General features: G+C 36.8%; 17 protein-coding genes, 1 pseudogene and 1 riboswitch. Of the genes and pseudogenes, 9 read left to right on the forward strand and 9 right to left on the reverse strand.

Annotated features, from left to right (window positions below; genetic code table 11):
- Window positions 1-36 precede the first annotated feature (36 nt).
- The 4 genes from B154_RS0108665 to B154_RS0108680 are packed head-to-tail and all read left to right on the forward strand — an operon-like array spanning window position 37 to window position 6,542.
- On the forward strand, window positions 37-1,347 hold the full coding sequence (locus B154_RS0108665) for a DUF5690 family protein (protein ID WP_018613472.1): 1,311 nt from the start codon (window positions 37-39) through the stop codon (window positions 1,345-1,347).
- A gap of 21 nt (window positions 1,348-1,368) precedes the next feature.
- Window positions 1,369-2,499: a 2-aminoethylphosphonate--pyruvate transaminase gene (locus B154_RS0108670; protein WP_018613474.1), complete on the forward strand. Its 1,131-nt coding sequence runs from the start codon at window positions 1,369-1,371 to the stop codon at window positions 2,497-2,499.
- Window positions 2,500-2,521: 22 nt separating this feature from the next.
- Window positions 2,522-5,230 carry a YncE family protein gene (locus tag B154_RS0108675; protein ID WP_018613475.1) on the forward strand — a complete coding sequence of 903 codons (2,709 nt, stop codon included), beginning with the start codon at window positions 2,522-2,524 and terminating at the stop codon, window positions 5,228-5,230.
- Between the two features lie 52 nt (window positions 5,231-5,282).
- Window positions 5,283-6,542: an alkaline phosphatase family protein gene (locus B154_RS0108680; RefSeq protein WP_018613476.1), complete on the forward strand. Its 1,260-nt coding sequence runs from the start codon at window positions 5,283-5,285 to the stop codon at window positions 6,540-6,542.
- 35 nt (window positions 6,543-6,577) lie between these two features.
- On the opposite strand, the gene B154_RS28070 is transcribed toward B154_RS0108680, so the two are convergent.
- Window positions 6,578-7,180: an START domain-containing protein gene (locus B154_RS28070; protein WP_018613477.1), complete on the reverse strand. Its 603-nt coding sequence runs from the start codon at window positions 7,178-7,180 to the stop codon at window positions 6,578-6,580.
- Between the two features lie 247 nt (window positions 7,181-7,427).
- On the opposite strand from B154_RS28070, the gene B154_RS0108695 reads away from it, so the two are divergent.
- Complete coding sequence (locus tag B154_RS0108695) at window positions 7,428-7,976, forward strand: hypothetical protein (protein WP_018613478.1); 549 nt, start codon at window positions 7,428-7,430, stop codon at window positions 7,974-7,976.
- A gap of 5 nt (window positions 7,977-7,981) precedes the next feature.
- Here B154_RS0108695 and B154_RS0108700 read toward each other — a convergent pair whose 3' ends face one another.
- A complete protein-coding gene (locus B154_RS0108700) occupies window positions 7,982-8,938 on the reverse strand; it encodes a CvpA family protein (RefSeq protein ID WP_018613479.1) in 957 nt (318 codons plus the stop codon).
- Between the two features lie 193 nt (window positions 8,939-9,131).
- Window positions 9,132-9,354: riboswitch (cobalamin riboswitch) on the forward strand.
- Window positions 9,355-9,456: 102 nt separating this feature from the next.
- Here B154_RS0108700 and B154_RS0108705 point away from each other — a divergent pair.
- Window positions 9,457-11,382, forward strand: coding sequence for a TonB-dependent receptor plug domain-containing protein (locus tag B154_RS0108705; protein ID WP_018613480.1), 1,926 nt, complete (start codon window positions 9,457-9,459; stop codon window positions 11,380-11,382).
- A gap of 192 nt (window positions 11,383-11,574) precedes the next feature.
- Here B154_RS0108705 and glgP read toward each other — a convergent pair whose 3' ends face one another.
- Window positions 11,575-13,230 carry an alpha-glucan family phosphorylase gene (glgP, locus tag B154_RS0108710; RefSeq protein WP_018613482.1) on the reverse strand — a complete coding sequence of 552 codons (1,656 nt, stop codon included), beginning with the start codon at window positions 13,228-13,230 and terminating at the stop codon, window positions 11,575-11,577.
- A gap of 218 nt (window positions 13,231-13,448) precedes the next feature.
- Window positions 13,449-14,417 (reverse strand): hypothetical protein, encoded by a 969-nt coding sequence (locus tag B154_RS0108715; protein WP_018613484.1) that lies wholly within the window; start codon window positions 14,415-14,417, stop codon window positions 13,449-13,451.
- Window positions 14,418-14,546: 129 nt separating this feature from the next.
- Here B154_RS0108715 and B154_RS28075 point away from each other — a divergent pair, with 129 nt between their 5' ends.
- The 3 genes from B154_RS28075 (at window position 14,547) to B154_RS32255 (ending at window position 17,945) form a co-directional block, all read left to right on the forward strand.
- Window positions 14,547-15,239 (forward strand): metal-dependent transcriptional regulator, encoded by a 693-nt coding sequence (locus B154_RS28075; RefSeq protein ID WP_018613486.1) that lies wholly within the window; start codon window positions 14,547-14,549, stop codon window positions 15,237-15,239.
- On the forward strand, window positions 15,205-17,082 hold the full coding sequence (locus B154_RS0108725) for an Nramp family divalent metal transporter (RefSeq protein ID WP_018613487.1): 1,878 nt from the start codon (window positions 15,205-15,207) through the stop codon (window positions 17,080-17,082). Before B154_RS28075 ends, B154_RS0108725 begins: the two co-directional genes overlap by 35 nt.
- Window positions 17,083-17,732: 650 nt before the next feature.
- A complete protein-coding gene (locus B154_RS32255) occupies window positions 17,733-17,945 on the forward strand; it encodes a hypothetical protein (RefSeq protein ID WP_157580598.1) in 213 nt (70 codons plus the stop codon).
- Between the two features lie 121 nt (window positions 17,946-18,066).
- On the opposite strand, the gene B154_RS0108735 is transcribed toward B154_RS32255, so the two are convergent.
- From B154_RS0108735 to B154_RS0108750, 5 genes and pseudogenes are all read right to left on the reverse strand, one after another.
- On the reverse strand, window positions 18,067-18,726 hold the full coding sequence (locus tag B154_RS0108735; RefSeq protein WP_018613492.1) for a VOC family protein: 660 nt from the start codon (window positions 18,724-18,726) through the stop codon (window positions 18,067-18,069).
- A gap of 36 nt (window positions 18,727-18,762) precedes the next feature.
- The gene (locus B154_RS0108740) at window positions 18,763-20,064 is read right to left on the reverse strand and encodes a sensor histidine kinase (RefSeq protein WP_018613494.1); all 1,302 of its coding nucleotides are present in this window, start codon (window positions 20,062-20,064) and stop codon (window positions 18,763-18,765) included.
- The gene (locus B154_RS33810; RefSeq protein WP_425423105.1) at window positions 20,048-20,164 is read right to left on the reverse strand and encodes a helix-turn-helix domain-containing protein; all 117 of its coding nucleotides are present in this window, start codon (window positions 20,162-20,164) and stop codon (window positions 20,048-20,050) included. The genes B154_RS0108740 and B154_RS33810 overlap by 17 nt, the downstream gene beginning before the upstream one ends.
- An 84-nt stretch (window positions 20,165-20,248) precedes the next feature.
- A pseudogene (locus tag B154_RS0108745) lies at window positions 20,249-21,421 on the reverse strand (sigma-54-dependent transcriptional regulator); the annotation flags it as partial.
- Between the two features lie 224 nt (window positions 21,422-21,645).
- Window positions 21,646-22,842 carry an ABC transporter permease gene (locus B154_RS0108750; RefSeq protein WP_018613498.1) on the reverse strand — a complete coding sequence of 399 codons (1,197 nt, stop codon included), beginning with the start codon at window positions 22,840-22,842 and terminating at the stop codon, window positions 21,646-21,648.
- Window positions 22,843-22,864: the final 22 nt, after the last annotated feature.

The following is a 22,864-nucleotide window of genomic DNA, read 5'->3' on the forward strand; positions in this document are numbered from 1 at the left end:
CTATAAAATGTACTTCATCAATTAATTATCAGAAGCATGAATAAGGTTCAACAAGTACTTCTGCGTTCAAAAAGCATTTTCATTGTCTGGAGCATGATTGCTGCTTTTGGTACTTACTTCTGCATGTATGCTTTTCGAAAGCCCTTTAATGCAGGTACGTACCCCGGTCATGAATTAGGACACATTGACTACAAGGCTGTTTTAATAGTTGCCCAGGTAATCGGATATATGTTATCAAAATTTATTGGCATTAAAGTCATTTCGGAGCTTAAACCATCGAGGCGGAAATCGTTAATCATCGGTCTTATTCTTTTTGCCGAAATCGCTTTACTATTATTTGGTCTGATACCACCACCTTACAATTTTATTTGTTTGTTTTTAAATGGACTGCCATTAGGAATGGTTTGGGGAGTTGTATTCAGCTATCTTGAAGGCCGTCGTTTTACTGAAGTACTGGGCATGGGCCTTAGTATCAGTTTGATCATTTCTTCCGGATTTCTTAAAACCATTTACTTTTATATTCATGCTTTGGTGCCTTCAATAAGCGAGTTTTGGATGCCTTTTGTAATGGGATTACTATTTCTGCCACTCTTTTTATTTTTTGTGTGGATGCTTTCAGTAATTCCTGCGCCTAATCAGGAAGATATTGGATTGCGTAAAGAACGTTTGCCAATGACGAGCCAGGACAAAGGAAAGGTTATCAGCCAATTTGGAAGTGCCCTTTTTGTCCTCATCATTGTGTATACCTTTCTCACAATGCTAAGGGATTTTCGAGATAATTTTTCTGTTGAGATTTGGAACGAGATGGATCCGGCATGGAATAAAGATGTTTTTGCACAAACAGAGACGATGGTGGGTTTAATTGTATTAATTGTAATAGCTTGCCTATCAGCAATCAAAAGTAAGGCGGTTGGTTTTTGGTTTACTATGCTTTTAATATTTATAGGTGTCGCGTTAAGTGGCGTTTCAACTTTGTGCTTTCAGCTTCATTGGATAACGCCTTTTTACTGGATGCTTTTATTAGGCGTGGGTTTATTTTTCGCTTACATTCCTATACAAATTGTTTTATTTGAAAGAATGATAGCACTGTTTAGTATTAAAGCAAATGCGGGTTTCTTTGTTTACATGTGCGATTCGATAGGGTACCTCGGGAGTGTAGGATTGCTTTTTTATAAGGAGTTTTTTGTAAAAAGTATGAAGTGGACAAAAGTTTTAATGCAATTTTCCTACCTGTTATCTGTTGTTTCGATGATACTGTTGATATTATCTGCTTTCTTATTTTATAAACAATATTACCTAATTGCACAAAATGCCTCAAAGATCAAACCAGCGGTGCAGGTAGTATAATGACAATGTAATAGAATGATCATGCAAACAAAAAAAATACTTTTTACCCCCGGGCCACTAACAACTTCTAAAACAGTAAAAGAAGCGATGCTCGAAGATATGGGATCGAGAGACGCTGCCTTTATAACAGCAGTAAAGGAGATCAGAACAGAGTTATTACGACTCGCGCATGTATCGAAAGAAGAAGGCTATGAATGTGTGATTGTACAAGGCTCTGGTACTTTCGGAATAGAATCAGTTATAAGCAGTGCAACAGGAAAGGATGATGTACTATTGGTGTTAGCGAATGGAGCTTATGGAGAACGCATAGTAAGTATGGCAGCTATTCATAAGTTAAATCACCAGGTTTTGCGATTTAGTGAAGATGAGATTGTAAGCCCGGAAGCTGTACAACAATATTTAAAAGAGCATCCGGAAGTAACAAAAATAGCATGTATTCATAGTGAAACCACTACAGGCTTATTCAATCCGATTTTTGAAATTGGCCTTGTTTGTAAACAACACAATGCCGTATTCATTGTTGACGCTATGAGCAGTTTTGGAGGTGTAGAAATGGATATGAAGCAGATGAATATCGATTTTCTTGTTTCCTCTTCAAATAAATGTATTGAAGGTGTACCAGGTTTTGCATTTGCTTTGTGCAAAAGGCAAGAGCTGGAAAAGGCCAAAGGACAGGCAAGAACGCTAAGTTTAGACCTGTATGCGCAATGGGAAGGATTGGAGAAAAACGGCCAGTTTAGATTTACTCCGCCTACACTTAGTATAATGGCTTTTTTGCAGGCATTGAAAGAATTAAGGGAAGAAGGCGGAGTTGAGGCACGTGAACAACGATATAAAAAAAATAAAGAAATTTTAGACGAAGGTCTCCTCGATATTGGTTTTAAACATTATTTGGCGCCGGACATTCAAGGTCACATCATCACTTCCTACCTTTATCCCCAAGATCCTAAATTTAATTTTGACCGCTTTTACAATAAGCTAAATGATCTCGGTTTTATCATTTATCCGGGCAAGTTAAGCAAAGCAGATGCTTTTAGAATCGGAAATATCGGCCAGATTTTTCCAGCTGATGTCCATGATTTGATAAAAGCCATAAAAGCGGTTTTAGCAGAAGAAAATATTATGATAAAAGAACATTCATTAAATGCCTGAAAGCCCACACTCTTAAAACACCATGAATAAAATCCCCCATATCTTTTTTTTCTTTCTTTTTGTTTACTCTTCGGCAAATGTGTTTTCTCAAAGAGAAGTGAAAGTACTGACGGTACCTGCGCACATAGCTTACACACATATTGATAAAGATGGTAAAACTGTTTTACCTAGCGGACGGTATCTAACACCTGCCGGGCAAACGATACAGATAACACACGATCCGTTCGGAATGGCAGTTTCACCCGACGGCACAAAAACGGTTACACTCCATAACGGTGTCTTTACTATCATTAATAATTCAACGTTAGAAAATACAAGGGTTCCAAGTTATGACAATAGTATTCCTTCACCGTTATCGAAAGGTTCTTTTCTAGGTGTTGCTTTTTCTCCGGATTCTAAAACAGTTTACCTAAGCGGTGGAGACAATGGTGCAGTGATTATTTATGATATTGAAAAGTTACAACGATTAGACTCCATTTCATTAAATGGTAAAATTGATACTACAGATTTTGAAGATAGCTTTACCTCGGATTTGTTGCTTAATGAAAATAATAATGAGTTGCTTGTTTTAGACAGGGGGAATTTCCGGTTAGTACGTATTGATTTAAATACAAAAAAGATAACCTCTTCGGTTAAAACCGGTCGTCAGCCTTTTGGCCTCGCCCTTAGTCCTGATCATACAACAGCTTTTGTCGCAAATGTTGGTATGTATGATTATCCTCTTTTGGGAGGTCTTACAGAAAAAAATCAAGATAGTTTACGAATTCCTTTTCATCCTTACGGTGATAATACAAAAGAGTCAATAAGTGGATATAATTGGAATGGAGAGAATATACCCGGCCTGGGAAGTCCTTTAGCTCCAGAAGCAATGAGTGTATATACTATTGACCTTGCTTCTAATAAAGTGATAGATAGATTTAAGCCCGGACATCAAATAGGGCAAATGGTAGAAGATGCAGAAGTTATAGGCGGGGCAAGCCCTAACTCAATAGCTGTAGGCAGTAAATATGCTTATGTAAGCAATGCAACAAACGATAACATTTCTGTTATTGATTATAAAAACCATAAGATTATTGGTCATATTCCTATAAAAACTGATAGGCGCATTGACCATTACCGTGGTACTTTGCCTTTTGGCATTGCATTAAGCAAAGATGAAAAAACTTTGTATGCAGCACTGTTAGGTTTTAATGCTGTTGCAGTAATCGATTTGGAAAAAAAGGTTACCAAAGGTTTAATACCGACAGGGTGGGGGCCGGCAAGGGTACAATTAAGTAACGATGAAAAGGAACTATATGTCATTACTTGCCGTGGTTATGGGGCAGGGCCGAATGGAGGTAAAGATTTTGTAGCACCTGTTCAGGGAACTTACATTGGAGATATTCAATTGGGAACATTTCAAAAAATACCAATGCCGGATAGACAGCAATTGGCAGCTTATACAAAGCAATCTATAGACAATACTTTTGTTCAGGTCCGCATGAAAGATGACGTAAAAAATCCATTGCCTCTTTTGCCAGCCGGAAGGAATACTCCTATAAAGTACGTGGTATATATTACCAAAGAAAACAGAAGCTATGATGAAGTGTTGGGACAGTTAACATCAGGTAAAGGAGACTCGACACTTGCACGTTTTGGTGCAGGGGTAAATATAAATACTAAAACTGACACTGTAAGAAATGTAGATGTAGGGCCAAATCATTTAAAAGTAGCGAAGGAGTTTGCCTTCAGTGATAATTTTTATTGCGACAGTGATGCTTCTATTCACGGTCATCATTGGATGATGGGAGTAATTCCCAATGAATGGGTAGAAGCAAATTCGAGTGTAGATAAAACTGCGAAAATATTTTCCAAAGCGCCAGGGCGTCGATATCCTGGCTCTACAGGCAGTATGGATCCGGAAGATTATGCGGAAAGAGGCGGCTTGTGGGAAGCTTTGGAGCGGAGCAAAGTATCTTTTTACAATTTCGGCGAAGCCAACGAAACAGCGCATGTCCGAGAAGAATGGATGGATACTGCAACAGGCGCTGCCCATGCAGTAATGGTGCCTATGCAAAAGGCTTTATGGTCAAGAACAAGTCATGATTATGCAGGATTTAACACCAATATTCCTGACCAGTTCCGTATGGATCAATTCGAAAGAAATTTTACAAAAATGTGGTTAAAAGGTAAATCAAAAATGCCACAACTTGTTACTATGCAGGTGCCCAATGATCACACAGCCTCGCCAAGACCAAACGACGGTTATCCCTATATTCACTCCTATGTTGCAGACAATGACTTGGCTGTAGGAAGAATATTACATTTTCTTTCAAGAACTCCTTATTGGAAAAACATGCTGGTAATTATAACAGAAGATGATCCACAGGGCGGGGTAGATCATATAGATGCACACAGAAGTATTTTAATGATGGCAGGTCCTTATGTAAAAAGAGGATATACCTCTCATACTCATGCTAACTTCGGTTCAATTCTTAAAACTATTTACAATATTCTTGGCGTCCCTTATGTAAACCAGTATGATGCTACAGCTTCCCTGTTACAGGACTTTTTTACAAACAAGCCAGACTTTCGGCCTTATACTTTAGTAATGCCAAGTAAAAGTGTTTTTGATCCCGCTGAGGCAATGAAACGTTACAATAAAGATATTGATTGGAGAAAAATAATGAAAGGTCCTGAAATGGATGATGAAGATGAACTTCGTGAAAAGCATTACGCTCCGGCCAACTAAATAGGAAGTAACCAGTACTAATTTTTTCAAAAGGAAATCTCGTATTTTTTATATGAATAAATCTTTCAGCTGCATTTGTATATTATTGTGTTTTTCAAATTCATTATTATTTGCGCAGGGCAAACAAAAAAAAGTAGTTTTTATTATAGCGGACGGTATACCTGCGGATGTGGTAGAAAGGGTTCATACTCCTAACATTGATCTCATTGCAAAAGAAGGTAAATATATGCGTGCCCATGTGGGAGGTGAAAAAGATGATTACTCTCAAACACCTACTATATCAGCGGTTGGATATAATAGCTTGCTGACCGGTACATGGGTCAACAAACACAATGTCTGGGATAATGATATAAAAGAGCCAAATTATAATTATTGGAACATTTTTCGGTTTTTTAAGAAACAATATCCTGATAAAAAAACAGCCATTTTCTCAAGCTGGACGGATAACAGAACCAAACTTATAGGTGATAGTGTTGCTGCTGCTGGAAACATTCATCCTGATTATCGTGCCGACGGTTATGAATTGGATACTATGAAGTTTCCGCACGATGAGGAAAGCGACTACATGCACCAGATTGATGAAACCGTAACGAACGCAGCAAGTGATGCTATAAAAAACAAAGCGCCAGACCTGTCATGGGTTTATCTTGAATATACAGACGATATGGGTCACAAGTATGGAGACAGCAAAAAGTTTTATAATGCTGTAAGTATTTTAGATACACAAATAGGTAAAATATGGCGTGCTGTACAATACAGAAGAAAACATTTTAATGAAGATTGGCTAATTGTCATTACAACAGACCACGGGCGTAATGAACAAACAGGTAAAGACCATGGCAGTCAAACGCAGCGGCAACGAAATACATGGATAGTAACTAATTATCACAATCTTAATAATTATGCTCAATACTATCGTCCTGGTATAGTTGATATAATGCCATCTATTGCACGTTTTATGAATCTCAATATTCCATTAGAAAGAGCAAGAGAAATAGACGGCATTTCGTTAATAGGTAAAGTTTCGGTGGCAGATGTTCGGGTAAATTATTTTCAAAATAACCTTGACATCACGTGGAAAGCATTGGAGAAGGAAGGAAAAGCAAAAATATGGGTTGCCATTACTAATCATTTTCGGGAAGGCAAACCTGACAAGTACCTGTTGGTGGGAGAGGTGCCGGTCAGCAATGAGCAGATTACAATAGACGCGAGCAAACTAAAATCTTCCTTTTATAAAGTTGTTGTAGAAGGGCCCTTTAATACAGCCAATAAATGGTTTGTAACGGACGATAAACAAACGTTATCAAAATAAGAAATAGAACCATTTAAGGGAAATTTTAGGGAGTATCAATTCAATAGCTTCCCAAGATTTTCAAAAGTTTCGTACGGACCTTTTGTTATAAACATATTGGTTACAGGGGCAGGAACATTTCCGGAAGGGTCCATTTTTAAATAATAACTAATACTTATTTTATTGTTTCCAACATATTTTACATCCCAGGTACTGCTAAAAAACTGAAGCCGTACAACCCCTTTTTGTATGGGAAAAGCACCGGGTTCCCCCGAAGCTACCACCTTCAACGTATTTTTGGCTGGGTTTAGATTAAAGCGCATACGTACAGCAATATCGCGATTACTTACGGGCCATGGCAACTCAGTTTCACTGTAATACAGAATTTCGTTTCCACTGATTTGCCTGATTGGGTAAGACTGCTTCGTACTATACACCCATTCTTTGTTTTTTCCTACATCGCGAAGTATGTTTACCAGCTTTTGTAATGTACCTGCAAGAACCGCTTCTACTTTTATAGATTTATATTTTGATTCACCTTCCGTTGCTGTGTACACTTTTATGCCGTTTTTATCTTTAGTAAGCTCCCAATTGGTTTGCCCATAAGAAACATTGGTAATAGCAACAAAAAAGAATAATATAGCTGTTTTTACATTCATAGTTCTGTTAGTATCCTATTTGCTTGTTTTGATACTTATTTTATCCATTAACTTATAAACTTTAAGTAAAGTTTTCTTAAGTATTGCAAAAATTATTTAAAACCTCTTGAAAGGTAAGCTTCAATCTGAGTAACATGAAGTTAAAAAAAGCTAAACAAGCTTTTCCTGCAATTGTTCAGTGCAACACTTTTGCTGAACCGAATTTTTTTAATTGAAAGAATTTATTTTTACCAGTAAATTCGTCTCTATGAGCATAGACATAGACCAGTTGGAAATAAACGTAAATCTTCATGCGCTTCGTCCCGAATTTTTAAACTCTGAACTCCATTATGTTATTGCACAAAACGAAAATTCTTTTCGTTTTGTAACCTGGCACGAAGAGCCAGAAGAAAACGAGGAAAAGTTCTATTGTTTTTTAACGGAACAGGATTTTCTTATTCCGGCAGGTAATGTTTTGATTAAGGAGAGTTATATGCTTAGAGAAGATTCTATTTACCCTCCCGCATCAAATTATATGGATTTTATCGAAAGTATAGAAACTCTTGAACCAGGTGGCGCAGCAAAACGTATCAGAAGATTTTATGACGAAGACATAGATAAAATAAAAGAAGGCCTCGAAGAAAAGTATGAAACAGTAGAGAAGCATGTAGTTACGAGTAAGCAGGGACAACATTTGTTATTTTTAATTGATAATGTTGAGATATCAATATCTGCAACCATGGTCTATTTTCGTTACAAAACTCCGTTTAATGAAAGCCACTACAAACATGTGAAGGAAGAAAATGAAGAGAATTAAACTCTTTAATTCCTGAAATTTTGTGTAATCATTAATCCATATATGCCTCCGTCTACAATACCGATCCCTACTCTTCGAAACAGCGGATTAAGGATATTTTTACGATGGCCGGGAGAATTCATCAAACCACGATGGCAAATAGAAAGGGTTTGACCTAGTGCCAGGTTTTCGCCGGCAGCCAGGTATTTTATATGTGCTTCTTTCATTCTGTCAAAAGGAGACAAACCCTCGGGCGTTACATGTGAGAAATAACCTCTTGCAAACATGTCTTTTGAATGCTCCCGGGCTACTGCGAGCATTTCAACATCAGGTTTTAAAATAGGCAAGCCTGCTTTTTGCCTTTCTTTGTTTACCAGGACCAGCATCTTAGCTTCCAGATCTTCGCGGATTTTTGGATTTGCGTCTTTGAACGGCAATGCAATCAACTCTTCCGACTCCGGGTTTATTCTTATTTTGCCGAACGGTTTATTTACAATTTCATTTAAAAGCGGCGAGAGTTTTTCGTCGAGCCAGTCCACCTTATCATACATTTTATTCGCCAGCTTGCTGTTTTCTGATAAGGCAGATAAACGTTCGGAAAAAGGAACTGACAATAAAAGGGCAGCAACAATAAATGCCCATACAAGACCATTAAAAGCACCTGGCACTATACCCATTATTCGGTTTACAGTATTTTCATGAGAAGATTCTGGTATTGATGATAGAAGAAAGTTGGCTATAAATGAAAAAATTATACGGGCAACAACGAGTGCGATTATAAAAGAAAGAGGAACCCTCCACATGCCTAAAGAAGGTATGACTTTATCTAAAATCGAAGCAAAAAACGGGTATAAAAAAAACGCTGTTAAAAGCCCGGCAGCCAGCATAAATAGTTGGAGCATGCCTGTTATGAAGCCTTTTTGAAAGCCGCTAGAAATGTTGAGAAGTAAAATAAGTATAAGAAATATATCAATAACGTTCATAACAATTGGTCTGACAGATTTGATGTAGCTATCACAAAATATAGTGCCGAAAATTTATTTTATAGAGAATGCTGACTTACAAAATATAGAAAGTAAATAGTACTAATGAGAGCTGCATCGACCAAGTTAAGTCAAGATGAGATAGGGGACTAATTATGATTTTAAAATAAATTTTTAATTTTCGTATAGTCAATTACTTTTGTCCCCGATTGGTTCCTGCATTTTGTTTGTTCGAAATCAGGATTAAAAGGGAAGCCGGTGTAAGTCCGGCGCTATCCCCGTAGCTGTAAAGTCTGCATTCCAAAACCTGCTTAAGGAGATGGAAAAATTCAACTTGTAACCACTGTTCGTTTCGAATGGGAAGGAAGTTGAGTTTGCGACAAAGCCAGAAGACCTGCCTTTCAAAAAAATATTTATCATCGGGCTTTCGGGCGAAAAGCAGGAGATGTGATTGTCTTGTGGCAAAGACCTTTTCATTCTCATTATTTCTTATTCCGAAGGTTCATAGCAAAAAAACTATGGCCAAAAAACTACTTACAACAGTATTTATTTTTGCAGCACTTACTGCAACTGCACAAACTGACACATTACAGGGAAGCCAGTTAGACGAAGTAGTTGTAACGGCAAACAAATATCCTCAAAAACAAAGCACTACAGGTAAGGTTATCACTGTCATTACAAAAGATGAAATTGAAAAAAGCAACGGAAAAACACTGCCTCAATTGCTAAACGAACAGGCTGGAGTAACAATAAATGGCGCACTGAACAATCTGGGCGCAGTGCAAACTGCATATGTCAGGGGAGCTGCATCTGGTCGTACTTTAATTCTTTTAGATGGCGTTCCGGTCAATGATCCTTCTATGATAAATAATGAATTTGATCTAAATCTTATTTCGCTTGATAATATTGACCGGGTAGAAATTTGTAAAGGTGCTCAATCTACTTTGTACGGTTCAGACGCTGTGGCTGGAGTTATTAATATCATCTCTGTAAGAGAAGATGTGAATAAACCTTTTAATGTAAAAGCAACCCTGGGGGGAGGTAGTTTCCGGACTTTTAAAGGAAGTTTTCAATTGTACGGCAAGAAAGACCGGCTCACCTATTCCGTTAGGCATAGCAGGTTAACAAGCAGTGGTTTTTCGTCAGCTTATGATAGTACCGGCTCAAGTAATTTTGATAAAGATGGCTATGATGGAAATGCGACTAATGCACAGGTAACATTTAAGGCATCTGAAAATTTATCTTTAAAATCATTTCTATTATATAGCGCTTACAAGGCGGATATAGATGCCGGGGTTTTTAGTGATGAAAAAGATTATACAATTGACAACAGATCTTTGACGACCGGCGTAGGATTTTCTTATAAAAAAAGTGTAATTGCGCTAAATGGTACTTATCAGTACAGTAATCAAAAAAGAAATTATTTTAATGACAGCCTTTACCGGACAAGTATCATTTTTGAAGATAACAGGTACAATGGTAAAACTGATTTTACAGAATTATACGCAAGCATAAAACTTAATAATGCAGCTACATTACTGGCAGGTGCCGATTACCGGTTTTCATCTTACAATCAATTCTATTCGTCGGTCTCTACTTATGGCCCTTATACTGCACCACCTTTTGACTCATCTTTGCATCAAAAGGCTGTTTATGCTTCATTAAATGTAAGCGCACTAAAAAACAAACTCAACATAGAATTGGGAGGAAGAGTAAACAAACATTCGAGATATGGAACAAACGGTACTTACACTTTTAATCCTTCGTATACCATCACAAAAAATGTAAGAATGTTTGGAAGCATAGCAAGCGGATTTAAAGCTCCCACATTATACCAATTAAGTATTAATGAAGCTTTGCAGCCTGAAAAATCGGTAAACTATGAAGCGGGAATTCAATTTAGCAACAAGATTTTTACTAGTCGTGTAATCTATTTTTACCGGAAAATTGATAACGGTATCGACTATAATTATATCACTTTTCAATATTTTAATTATGTGAAACAAATAGTTAACGGTATTGAGATGGAAGCGACTGTAAAGCCTGTTAAGCAATTAACCATCACAAGTAACTACACGTGGATTGCTTCACAGGAAACGACGCAGAACCGTGCAACCAATAAAGACACTGTTACTTATGCATATTCTTTAAGGCGGCCCAAACACAGCCTTAATTTAAATGTTGGATGGCAACCAACCGGGCATGTATATTTCTCAGTGACAGGAAAATATGTAAGTAGCCGGTTTGATGTTGGAGGTTATCAAATGCCGGATGTTTTATTAAAAGATTATTTTATAGTCGGAGCACACGGAGAACTTACTGCAAATTCTCATGTTAGGTTCTTTGCAGATGCTCAAAATCTTTTCAACCAAAAGTTTTTCGATATAAGAGGCTATAATTCTATTCCGGCATTATTCAACGGGGGAGTAGTGTTGAACTGGTAAAATATTTTAGTTACACAAGTAAGATAGGAGCAGAATGGCAATAGCTTAACATGCTGTTACTATTCTTTCGCAACGGTAGAGATGCTTTTAAATTATTCAGGATAATTTTAAAACTAACACAGTTTGGAGAATTAAATATGCAATAAAAAAGCTCACCGGTAAGATGAGCTTTTAAACAAAAAAATTACTTATTTAATAACTGTAAATCAGTTCATAATATTCATCAGCCATACGGTTACTGTCAAACTTGAACCGTACATCTCTCATACCATTCTTCGTGATTTGTCTCCAGGTATCTCTTTTGTCGTAATATATCGGTAAAATCTGATTTTGTAGAATCTCGTACAATTGGTTTAAATCGTATTCATCCTGCTCCAATACGTGCAGCTTATGGTAATCTGCCTGCGGAACAACAAATCCGTTGTTGCCGTGATTAATAAATTCTGGAATCCATCCATCATCGGTACTAAAGTTAACTGCTCCGTTCATGCAGGCCGTCATGCCACTTGTTCCTGATGCTTCTCTGGGAACCCTGGGGTTGTTGAGCCATACATCTGCCGCCTGTTTAAGGCGTTTACTTAAACCAAGTTCATACCCGATCAGTACTGCTACATTTTTATATCCTTTGCTTAAATGCACGAGGTTATTAAAATCAGAAATTGCAGGATAATCAAGTGGGTAAGGTTTGCCGGCCCATATTATCTGTACCGGGTATTTTGTATTGCTGGTTAACTTTTTAAATCTTTCAAGATCTCTTGTTATAAGATCTGCTCTTTTATAACCTGCAAAACGACGTGCCCAAACAATGGTAAGAACATTAGGGTCAAATAGTTTTCCGGTTTGATCAGCAACAATTTCAAATGCTCTTCTTTTCAGGTGTTTTTTCCTGTCATCAAAAAGCACATCATTGCCCTGCTCCATATAGTTATACAATTGCTTATCGGCCCAATACTTCCAGTTCTGAGCATTTGTAATAGATATAATGGGACAAATATTTTCGTAGTGTTTCCACATAGCGCGGCTCACGTGCCCGTGAAGTTCAGAAACTCCGTTTGCTATTTTTGCCAATCGCAAAGCTACCAGCGAATGGTTAAAAGTCTCATCTGTTATACCTGTTACTCTTCGTACTTCATCAAGGCTTAAACCGCAGAAGTAACTCATATTGTTGCACAGGTAAATATCATGTTTCTCATTACCTGCTTCTTCAGGAGTATGAGTGGTAAAGACCAGGTGTTCTCTAACTTTTTCTACGCTTTTAAACTTATTAAGGAGGTAGAAAGCTGCAGATACTCCATGTGCTTCATTTAAATGGTATTTGCTTGGGTTGAAATTAAGTTCATCTATCAATTTTGCACCGCCAACACCAAGCAAAATAAATTGCGCAAGTTTTGTCGATACATTTCCATCATACAGCCTATGACAAATTGTTTGAGAAATATAGTCGTTTTCAGGAAGGTCGGTAGATAATAGGAATAGGGGAGCACTGTTAAAGACAGTAGGGGGAAGATAATAAGCTTTAACCCATACCGGTGCATCATGAATTAAAATCTGGTATTTTATTCCGGTGTCTTCCAGGTAGCTGTTTATTTTTTCCATCCATGTTACCTGCAGTGTCTGGTCCTGGTTGCGGGCCTGGTCATAGTATCCATATTTCCATAAGATCCCGATTCCAATGAGATTTTGACGTAACTCATAAGCACTGCGTAAATGTGAGCCGGCTAAAAAGCCAAGACCACCACTGTATATTTTTAATGGCTGATGAATCGCAAACTCCATTGAAAAGTAAGCTACACGTTTTGCATAGCGTTCATCAACCTGGTAAGGAACAGAGTAATTTCTAAAGTTCATAATGTTTTTTTTCTTTCAGAAAAGTGTGCAATATTAACGGAAAATATTTAAGTTTATTTTTTCACTATTTTCAACAATATTTATGCAAGATCTAAAGAGGTGTAATAATTGAAATGATTTTGGAGGGAAAATACTTAAAATAATTACGTCGATAAGTAGAATCTCATTGCCTGTTGTTTTATAAACAGACGTAATTATATAAAAAAAGTTGCTTTTAATTATTTCTTTTTTACCGATGTTTTTGGCTCTTTCTTTTTTATATAAGTATCATTAAAAAAACACTTTATTCCTCGATAGTTGCCACAACTACCGTTTTCTTTCACTTTTACTTCATTGCTTTTAAATGTAAAACTAAGAGCACAAGGATCTCCACTTCCGCTGTATGCCGCTTCTTTTTCAGACACCATATGTAAAGAGCCTTTCAATTCGCCTCCACAGGGTTCATCTTTACTTTCACCTTCAAAATGAACAAAAAACAGGTATTCACCTGCCACTTTACCGTCTCTTATAAATAATACATTTTTCTTGCCTTTCGTGTAGTCACCGCTATATTTGTATTTTTTTGGAAAGGTGTCCAAAGGGTTTATAACTCCACCTTTTTCTGTGCGGTCTTCATTTGTTTCGGTAAGAACTGTAGTAAAAACGCCGGCATTGTTATAAGCGTAAATTGTTCTTTTATAAAAAATATCGTTTTTTAATGTCCATTCTTTATTTATAACCACCGATAGTTTTTTGTCTATAGATGCGGTGTTAAGAATATCATCTTTGTTACTGATAACCAGAGGAATGGATGCGGTAAACTTTTTCTTATCGTACACAAATAAGTACACTACAGACTGATTTTTATCTTTCACAAACGTGGCGAAATAAGTTTCCTTTCCTTTCTGCCCTATTTTACCAATAGGGTAAATAGATAGTTTACGGCTTTTGCCGAATGGATTATTAAAAATGGTATCCGGAACAAATTGGGTGAAAAGGGCGTAGCCAATGGTGTCAGTTTTTGCTAAATCAGTCATATTAGTATCCGTAACTGAAAAGGGTAATTTTAGTTCTTTAAAAGCATTAATGAATTGGCTAGAATCAGAACCTGTCTCCACTTTATTAACCTTATCAACGTTACTGCTTTTGTTGTTTTTGCAAGCAGCAACACCTATTAATATGATTACCGTTACCAGGTACTTCCTCATTTAATTTTATTTTAAGAAAAAATAAAATTAATCATTAATAAAATAAATGAACAAACGAAATTAATTGGCGAAAGAATAAATATTCTAAAAATAGTTTTTAGATTTGCCTAAAAATAAATTTAAACGCTGATGAATTTCTCAACAAGTGAGGAAAATTATATTAAAGCAATTTATCACCTTCAACAGGCAAATAATTTAGTTACTACTAATGAATTGGCGACTGAGCTAAACACCAAGGCGGCTTCTGTTACAGATATGTTGAAAAAACTTAAAACAAAAAAAATGCTTCATTATGAGCCCTACCAGGGCTTTACATTAAGTAATGAAGGAAAAAAAGTTGCTTTAGGTATTGTGCGCAAGCACCGCCTGTGGGAATATTTTCTTGTAAACAAACTCGAATTTGGCTGGGACGAGGTACACTCAATAGCAGAAGAACTGGAACATATACATAGCCCTGTGCTCATAGAAAAGCTAGACGCCTATTTAAGTTATCCAAAATTTGACCCGCATGGAGACCCAATACCTGACATAAATGGTAAAATGGAAACAACAAAGCAGATAAATCTTACCGACCTGGAACTTAACGCTAAGGCAGAAGTGAGCGCCGTAGGCAGTCAGTCAAGTGAGCTACTTGAATTGTTAAGGCATAAAAATATAGGTATCGGAACGGTACTGGAAGTAATCAGGAAATTTACTTTCGATAATTCTATTGAGATTGTGATTAAAAAAAATCCTCCGTTTTCTATCAGTCACCAATTGGCACAAACTTTATTTGTAAAACCTTTATATGTATCAGCAACAGACGGAAGCATCACTAAGTGAAGTTCACGAAAGTATAGATGTAACAAAAGAAAAAAAAGGGTGGAAAAGATTATTAGCATATTTGGGTCCGGCTTACCTGGTTAGTGTGGGCTATATGGATCCGGGAAATTGGGCGACAGATTTAGCAGGCGGGGCACAATTTGGCTATACCCTTATATGGGTTTTGCTGATGAGCAATCTTATGGCACTGCTATTACAAGGTCTCAGTGCACGTTTGGGCATCGTAAGACGAATGGATCTTGCACAGGCCAACCGCGAAGTGTATCCGTCGTTTATAAATTTTGCTTTGTACCTTTTGGCTGAACTCGCTATTGCGGCATGTGATCTCGCAGAAGTTCTCGGTATGGCTATAGGCATACAATTACTTACCGGCTTACCTCTGATCTGGGGTGTTTCTATAACTGTTCTCGATACTTTTCTGCTTTTTTATTTACAAAAGCTAGGTATGCGTAAGATGGAGGGATTCATAATTGGCCTTGTAGCAATTATAGCCTTTTCATTTCTAGTTCAAATGGTGTTCGCAAAGCCACAATTGGGTGAACTCATTCACGGTTTTATCCCCTCAATACCTAATAGCGAAGCATTATACATTGCAATTGGAATTATTGGTGCTACCGTTATGCCTCACAATCTGTATCTGCATTCCGCATTGGTGCAAACCAGAAAAATAGCCAATACAAAGGCTGCGATAAAACAGGCACTTAAGTTCAATAGGGTTGATAGCGCGATTGCGCTTAATGCTGCTTTTTTTGTAAACGCTGCCATTCTTATTCTTGCGGCTTCTGTTTTTTTTAAATCCGGTAACACACAGGTTGCAGAACTTAAGGAAGCACACCGGCTTTTATCACCATTGTTAGGAAACAGCCTTGCTCCCGCCTTATTTGCCATAGCGTTGATAGCTGCAGGCCAAAGCTCTACAATTACTGGTACATTGGCAGGCCAAATAGTTATGGAAGGTTACCTTAACCTTCGTATAAATCCTTTAGTAAGAAGATTAATAACACGTGCACTTGCTATTATTCCTGCAGTTTTATGCATTCTTATATTGGGCGAAGACAAGGTTGATAGGTTGTTGGTTTTAAGCCAGGTAGTTTTGAGCTTGCAATTAGGTTTTGCAATTATTCCGCTTATCCATTTTGTGAGTGACAAAAAGACCATGGGTGAATTTGTAATAAAATGGCCAATAAAACTCCTTTCGTGGTTGATAGCCGGCGTTCTTATCTACCTAAATGTCAGAATGGTGGTAAACGAGATCAATAAAGCTTTTTCTTCTGATATTAATATTGGTTGGCTAATGCTGATAATAGTATCAGTAGTGTTTTTTATAGCATTGTTTTTATTAATGACAGCTTTGCCATTAATAAAAACAAGAAGAAAAACAGAAACGGCAAGACTGCATGCAAACGCTGCTGTTTTACAAAAGTTTACTATTCCGCAAGTGAATTGTATCGCAGTGGCTCTTGATTTCAGTAAAAATGACGAAAAGCTTATCGCTCATGCTTTGTCTCAAGGCGATAAAAATACAAAGTATGTGCTACTGCATATTGTTGAAAGCGCTTCCGCAAGAGCGTTGGGAGAGGTTTCTGATGATTTCGAAACGAGAAATGATAAGCAGCATTTGCAGTCGTATGTTCATCAGTTGCAGACAAAAGGTTATACAGTGGAAGGCAAGTTAGGATACCGTAGCAGAACAAAGGAAATTGTAAGAATTGTAAAGGCAGCAAATGCAGATATGCTGGTGATGGGAGCCCACATGCATACAGGAATAATGGATTTTTTATACGGAGAAACAGTTGATAAAGTGCGTCATCAGTTACGGATACCAGTATTAATAGTAAATTAAAGAATGAACATTTTTGAGAAGCTTTTAGAATTTTACTAATCGCACTTTCACTTACAGTAATTCTAATAAGTAATTAAAATCATCAATAATCCCATATTATGTAATAGAAACTATTGATTTCCATTCATAATCACCCTTTTACGTGATTGTAACAGGCTGTTAGCAATAGTAAATTTGCACCACCAAAACAACAGCTATGAAACCCACTCTCGACTTCGCTTATCATTATTTGATTTTTTTCAGTATGTTTTTTTTGCTTACACCTCCAAAATCTATTCGTTTTACTGAAAGGATGAATGAAATTAAAATTGAAAAAAAACAAGATATTTCTATTGCAAGGGAAAATACAGAAGAAATATTACACAGTGAACTATTGTTTAAATTTTAATAATATTTACCAGATATAAACGGGCCGAAACTTCAGCCCGTTTTTTTATTTGCAGCATGTATTAAGGGACTTACATGCAAATGATTTTTGACATAAAAACCTTGTCTATAATTAATAATTGTTTTATAAACACTTTAAAATCAATAACTAACTGAGGTCACTTATTCTTATAAAATGTACATTTCTCTCTAAATAATCACCCGTTTATGCTATTGATACCGCTTGAGAAGGAATGTATTTTTACATTATCAAACTAACTATCATGAAACTGAGCTTTATATCTATATTCCATTACATCATCTTCTTTGGCTTAGTACTTTTGCTTACCGTACCCAAAAGTGTACGCGATCTGCAAAGTAGCAGCATATTTGAGAAAAAGATTTCATTAAATCGCGATCAAATTAGCGAGTCTCCTGTTGCGATAGAGAACACAACAGATATCCTTCATAGCGAATTATTGTTCAGGTATAACTAATTATCCTGACATGATATAAACAAAAACGGCCTGCTGATATCGGGCCGTTTTCATTTTTTACTATTGCTTGTACGTTCTCCCGAGCCTCTTTTTTTGCACTCAAATATTTAATTACGCTATTTTATTGTTTCCTAATAACATAATTTCTTTCTTTACCCGTTTCTTCAAATATAATTTCTGCAAAATGTCTCTCTGCCGGTTGTTGTATTGGTAACCATCCTCTTCCAATTGTGGTTACAATAAATAACCCATGTTCATCTCCCATAACTGAAAAAACTGGTAGCCTTGGCCCTTTTTTAAAATAAGGCACTTCAAATTCTTCATTGATATTTTTGCATGCATCTGTAACATCCTCTACGGGAACGCCTATTTCACAAATACCTATGATGGAGGAAGATGTAAAGGATTGATTTGATGCATTAGGAAGGTCGTGGTGGGCAATACATTCAAGTATATTATTCTGGTTGTCATGAAAATAAAAAGCATGGGCGTTCCAGTTGCTAAAATCTGCAATGGTTGTTTCAGAATTGTAGGGAAGAATATTTGTTCGTTGAGCAATGTACGACTGAGCCTCAGCAATTTTATTGGAAGGAATACTAAAAGCAAAATGATAATTCGGATTCTCATTTTTGACCAATTTAAAGGATAAAATGGTATGTCCGATAGAAAAAGATATGCGGTCTGCTGATTTATGTAAAAGGGGAAATTCAAGTTTTTTCGTGTAAAATTCTTCAGAGGCATCCAGATGGTTTGTACATAATGTTAGTTCTTTAATTATCATCAGTTCCCGTTTTCTTAAAGCTACGAAACATGGACATTATGATTCAAAGAAAATAGTAAAATTAGTTTTACCTGCTTCAATTGTATGTAAAGAAAATTTATAATGATGATTAATAAGAATTTCCCTGGTAAGCATAAGCCCCACGCCCTGACCATCTTTTTTCGTACTAAAAAAAGGAGAAAATATTTGCTCTTTTAACGAGGAATCAATGCCTTTTCCGGTATCTGAAATAATTAGTTGCATTGGATGATCTGTAGTTGTAAATGTTACCGTTCCTTTGTGTTCGATAGCTTCAATTGCATTTTTAACAATGTTTATCAGTGCCTGTTCCATTTGCTGTTCGTCTGCGAATATGGTCAAAGGTTCACCTGATAAATTGTAGTGAAACTTAATTTCTTTTTCTCCTGCCTTTAAAGACATTAAAGTAGAAACATTTGAAATCAATTTGTATATATCGATCTTCTTTTTGTTTGGGGGCGGCAGGCGAACAATATCTGCAAAATTTCTCATAAAAACGTTGAGGTTATGATTTCGTTCTACGGCCACGTGTAGTGCATTTTTTAATGTAGCATTTTGTTCATTTAGTAATTGTCCGTTTTTTAATGTTGATTCAAGAATACTGTTAACAGGGCCTATTGTATTGTTCACTTCATGCGCCATCATTCTTATCACTTTTCCATAAGCTTTCTTTTCCGCCTCAAGAATTTCCGCAGTAAGTTCTTCCATCATTACAAAAACCCTTGGAAATCCCCTGTCTATAAAATGTGATTTTTGTAGCTTATATGTTGTTAATCCGTTTAAAGAAATTGTTTTTGATTCTCCTGATTGCAGTTCACTTATTTGCATCATAACAGGGTGCGGTATTTCTGTAACCTGTTTATTAATGATTGATTTTGCATCTATACCTAAAAATTCGATTGCTTTTGCGTTGAGTTGATGTACTTTATTATCATAATCTAAAATAATAATTCCGGTAGGGGAGGTTTGAATAAGCTTTTCAAGAAAGAAATGTTGTTGCTCCTGTTTTGTTCTTTCGGCTCTCAGAACATCGATCATTTGGTTATAAACTGAGATGAGTTCATCCATTTCGTGTTTGCCTGTTGTAACAAACTTTGTTGTGAAATCTCTCTCTTTAATCGCTTCAACTCCCGTCATTAAAGTTTTTAATGGCTTTATTAACTCCCGGTATAACTGCAACGCAAGCAGAGCGGAGAGAAGAATTAATACTTCTGAGCCAATAAATAAAAGTTTATTATCCTTGAATATAAAATACGAAAGCACCAGCGTTAGAAGGTGCAGTGTAATAACAAACAGAAGATACTTAGTCCGCAGTCTCATCGTAAGGAATGTTGAATTTCTCGAGCCTTCGGTATAATGAGCTGCGTGTAATACCAAGCGCCGAAGCAGCTTTTGATACTTTATTCTTATGAAAATCCATAGCTTTTTTTATCATTTGCATTTCCAGTTCGTCTAGAGTTATTGTTCCTACCTGCGGCAAGTGCATTGAACCTTTTTTACCCGGGGACTGTTCGAGTTGAGATTTGAAGTCTTCCACTTCCAGTACATCCTTTCTGCTGACCAAAACAGACCTTTCCACAATGTTTTTTAATTGGCGAATATTTCCCGGCAGTGGCAATTGTTGCATCCATTTCATCGCATCACGACTAACTTTTAGATTAGGACGATTATAAATCTCTTTGAGGTTATTAATAAAAAATTCAATTAATAATGGAATATCCTTTGGTCTTTCTCTTAAAGCCGGTAATCTTACTGTTATGAGGTTAATACGGTATAACAAATCTTCCCTGAAGGTTCCCATAGATACCATTTCTTCAAGGTTTCTGTTTGTTGCACAAACCACTCTTACGTCTACATTTTTTGTTCGGCTGCTGCCTAAAACTTCGTACGTTCGGTCTTGCAATACACGCAATAGCTTTACCTGGCTTCCAGCATCGAGGTCGCCGATTTCGTCTAAAAATATAGTTCCTTTATTTGCTAATTCAAACCGGCCGACTCTGTCAAAACGAGCATCAGTAAAAGCGCCCCTGACATGGCCAAACATTTCGCTTTCAAATAACGATGTTGAAATGCCGCCAAGATTTACTTTTATAAAAGGCTTGTTTGCCCGTTGGCTGTTGTGGTGTATCGCTTCTGCTATCAACTCTTTCCCGGTACCGCTTTCACCCATTATTAAGACTGGGGCATCAGTCGAAGAAACCCTGCCAATAGTTTCAAGTATATCAAGCATGTTATCATCTTCACCAATTATCTGGTGAAATTTGTACAGGCTATCCAACTGCTTGCGGCTGTTTTTCTGTTTCTTTTTTTCCTGTAAATCCAGTAATGTTTTAACAGATTGCAGCACATAATCATTGCTCCAGGGTTTATTGAGAAAGTCATTTGCTCCAAGCTTCATTCCCTGTACTGCAAGCTCTATTGAACCCCATCCCGTTATTAAAATTATTGGAATTGTTTCGTTAATCTTTTTTATCTGTTGCAATAAATTCATTCCTTCTTTTCCTGAAGTATCGATGGAGAAATTAAGGTCGAGAATAATAAGTTCAGGAGTATTTGTTTTGAGAAAAGCAAGCGCCCGTACCGGGCCGTCAGCAGTAGAAGTCTGGTAGCTTTCGTTTTCGAGAAGCAGCTGAAGTGAAGTTCTTACCGCAATATCGTCATCTATTATTAATATCATTGTTGAAGTGAAATATAGTTCAATTTACAATTTATTTTGCTCCTGCAGATAGTCTCCCAAGGGAAGACAGCCTTTGCCGAATTTGATCTTTTTGCGGACCTTTTTCATTGCTGCAAGATGAACAAAAGTACAGGAGACCGACGCAAAAATCTTGAAAGTCGGTCTTAACCTGCTACCAAAAAAGCTCATTTTTCGACACTTATCACTATTCATCATCACTTCCCTTACTCCTCGTGCAAGGCAACAGCAGGATAAATAGCGGCAGCCTGTTTTCCGGGATAAAAAGCACACAAAGTAACAAGTGCGTAAATAAAAATAATGGATAATGCAATCGCTGCCAGGTAAATGCCTGCCGACAGATCGAACACATTTAAAAGCGGGAACTGAAATGCGAAAAAACAACCAATAACTAAAGAAATTGTTGATAGTACCAGTACTTCGCCGACCAATTGTTTTGAAACCGAATCTCCTGTTGCGCCAACCGCTCTACGCAAACCAATTTCCCCTCTGCGCTTATTGATGTTGTACCAAAGCACGCCAAAAAGACCAAGGGCAACATTTATAATGAGGAAACCTGCAACAACAAATGCAATAATCATTGGAACCAACATTACCTTGTTTTTACTTACCAGCTTTTTATCCAGATGCTCGATTTCTATATTGGTGCCTATAGCATTTGAAAGTGTTTTAAACAGCTTGCTTTCAAATGCTGCGTCTGTGCCCGGTTTTACTTTTAAGATCATGGTGCCTGACCATCGAGCCCATCCGGAGTCCATTTTTATATACATTCCATTTTCAATGGCCTGGTAACTGCCTTTATCTTTTACATTCTCTGTTACTCCCATAACTCTAAACCTGTTCTCTGCTGTTCCTTTTTCAATAATTTGTTCGCCAAGCACCTTGCCTACAGCATTCTCACTACCAAATAATTCTTCTTTAAGCTTTCTGTTTATAACAACAGGAGTATACTTAGATGCGTCGTCGGCTTTTGTAAACCATCTTCCTTCGATCATTTGCATCTTCATTACTTTGTTGAAAGTTTCTTCTGCCTGGTACATATTAGCCATGACATTTTTATGGCTGCCGTAATTGATGCTGCTATTAGAAGTACTCATAGAAAACGGCACATTATTTCCTGTAAAGCTTATTTCCTCTATTTGACGCATAGCTAACATTGTCTTTTTTAATTCATCATGAAACATGGAAACAGAATCATTTCTGGTAATATTTTCAGGAGGAAAAAAATTAATCACCCACACATTGTTATAATCAAAGCCCATTGGTTGCTTATAATTATTATATGAAAAAACAACGAGTGTAAAAACTGCAAACATGACGATGAAAGAAATGAACATTTCTATGATAAGCAGGGCGTTTTGCTTTTTTTTGTTCCAGATTAGTTTAAATAAATGGCTAAACATATAATGAGTTTTGAAAAATGAT

The sequence above is a fragment of the Segetibacter koreensis DSM 18137 genome (assembly GCF_000374045.1).
In the GTDB taxonomy this organism is placed as follows: Bacteria; Bacteroidota; Bacteroidia; order Chitinophagales; family Chitinophagaceae; genus Segetibacter; species Segetibacter koreensis.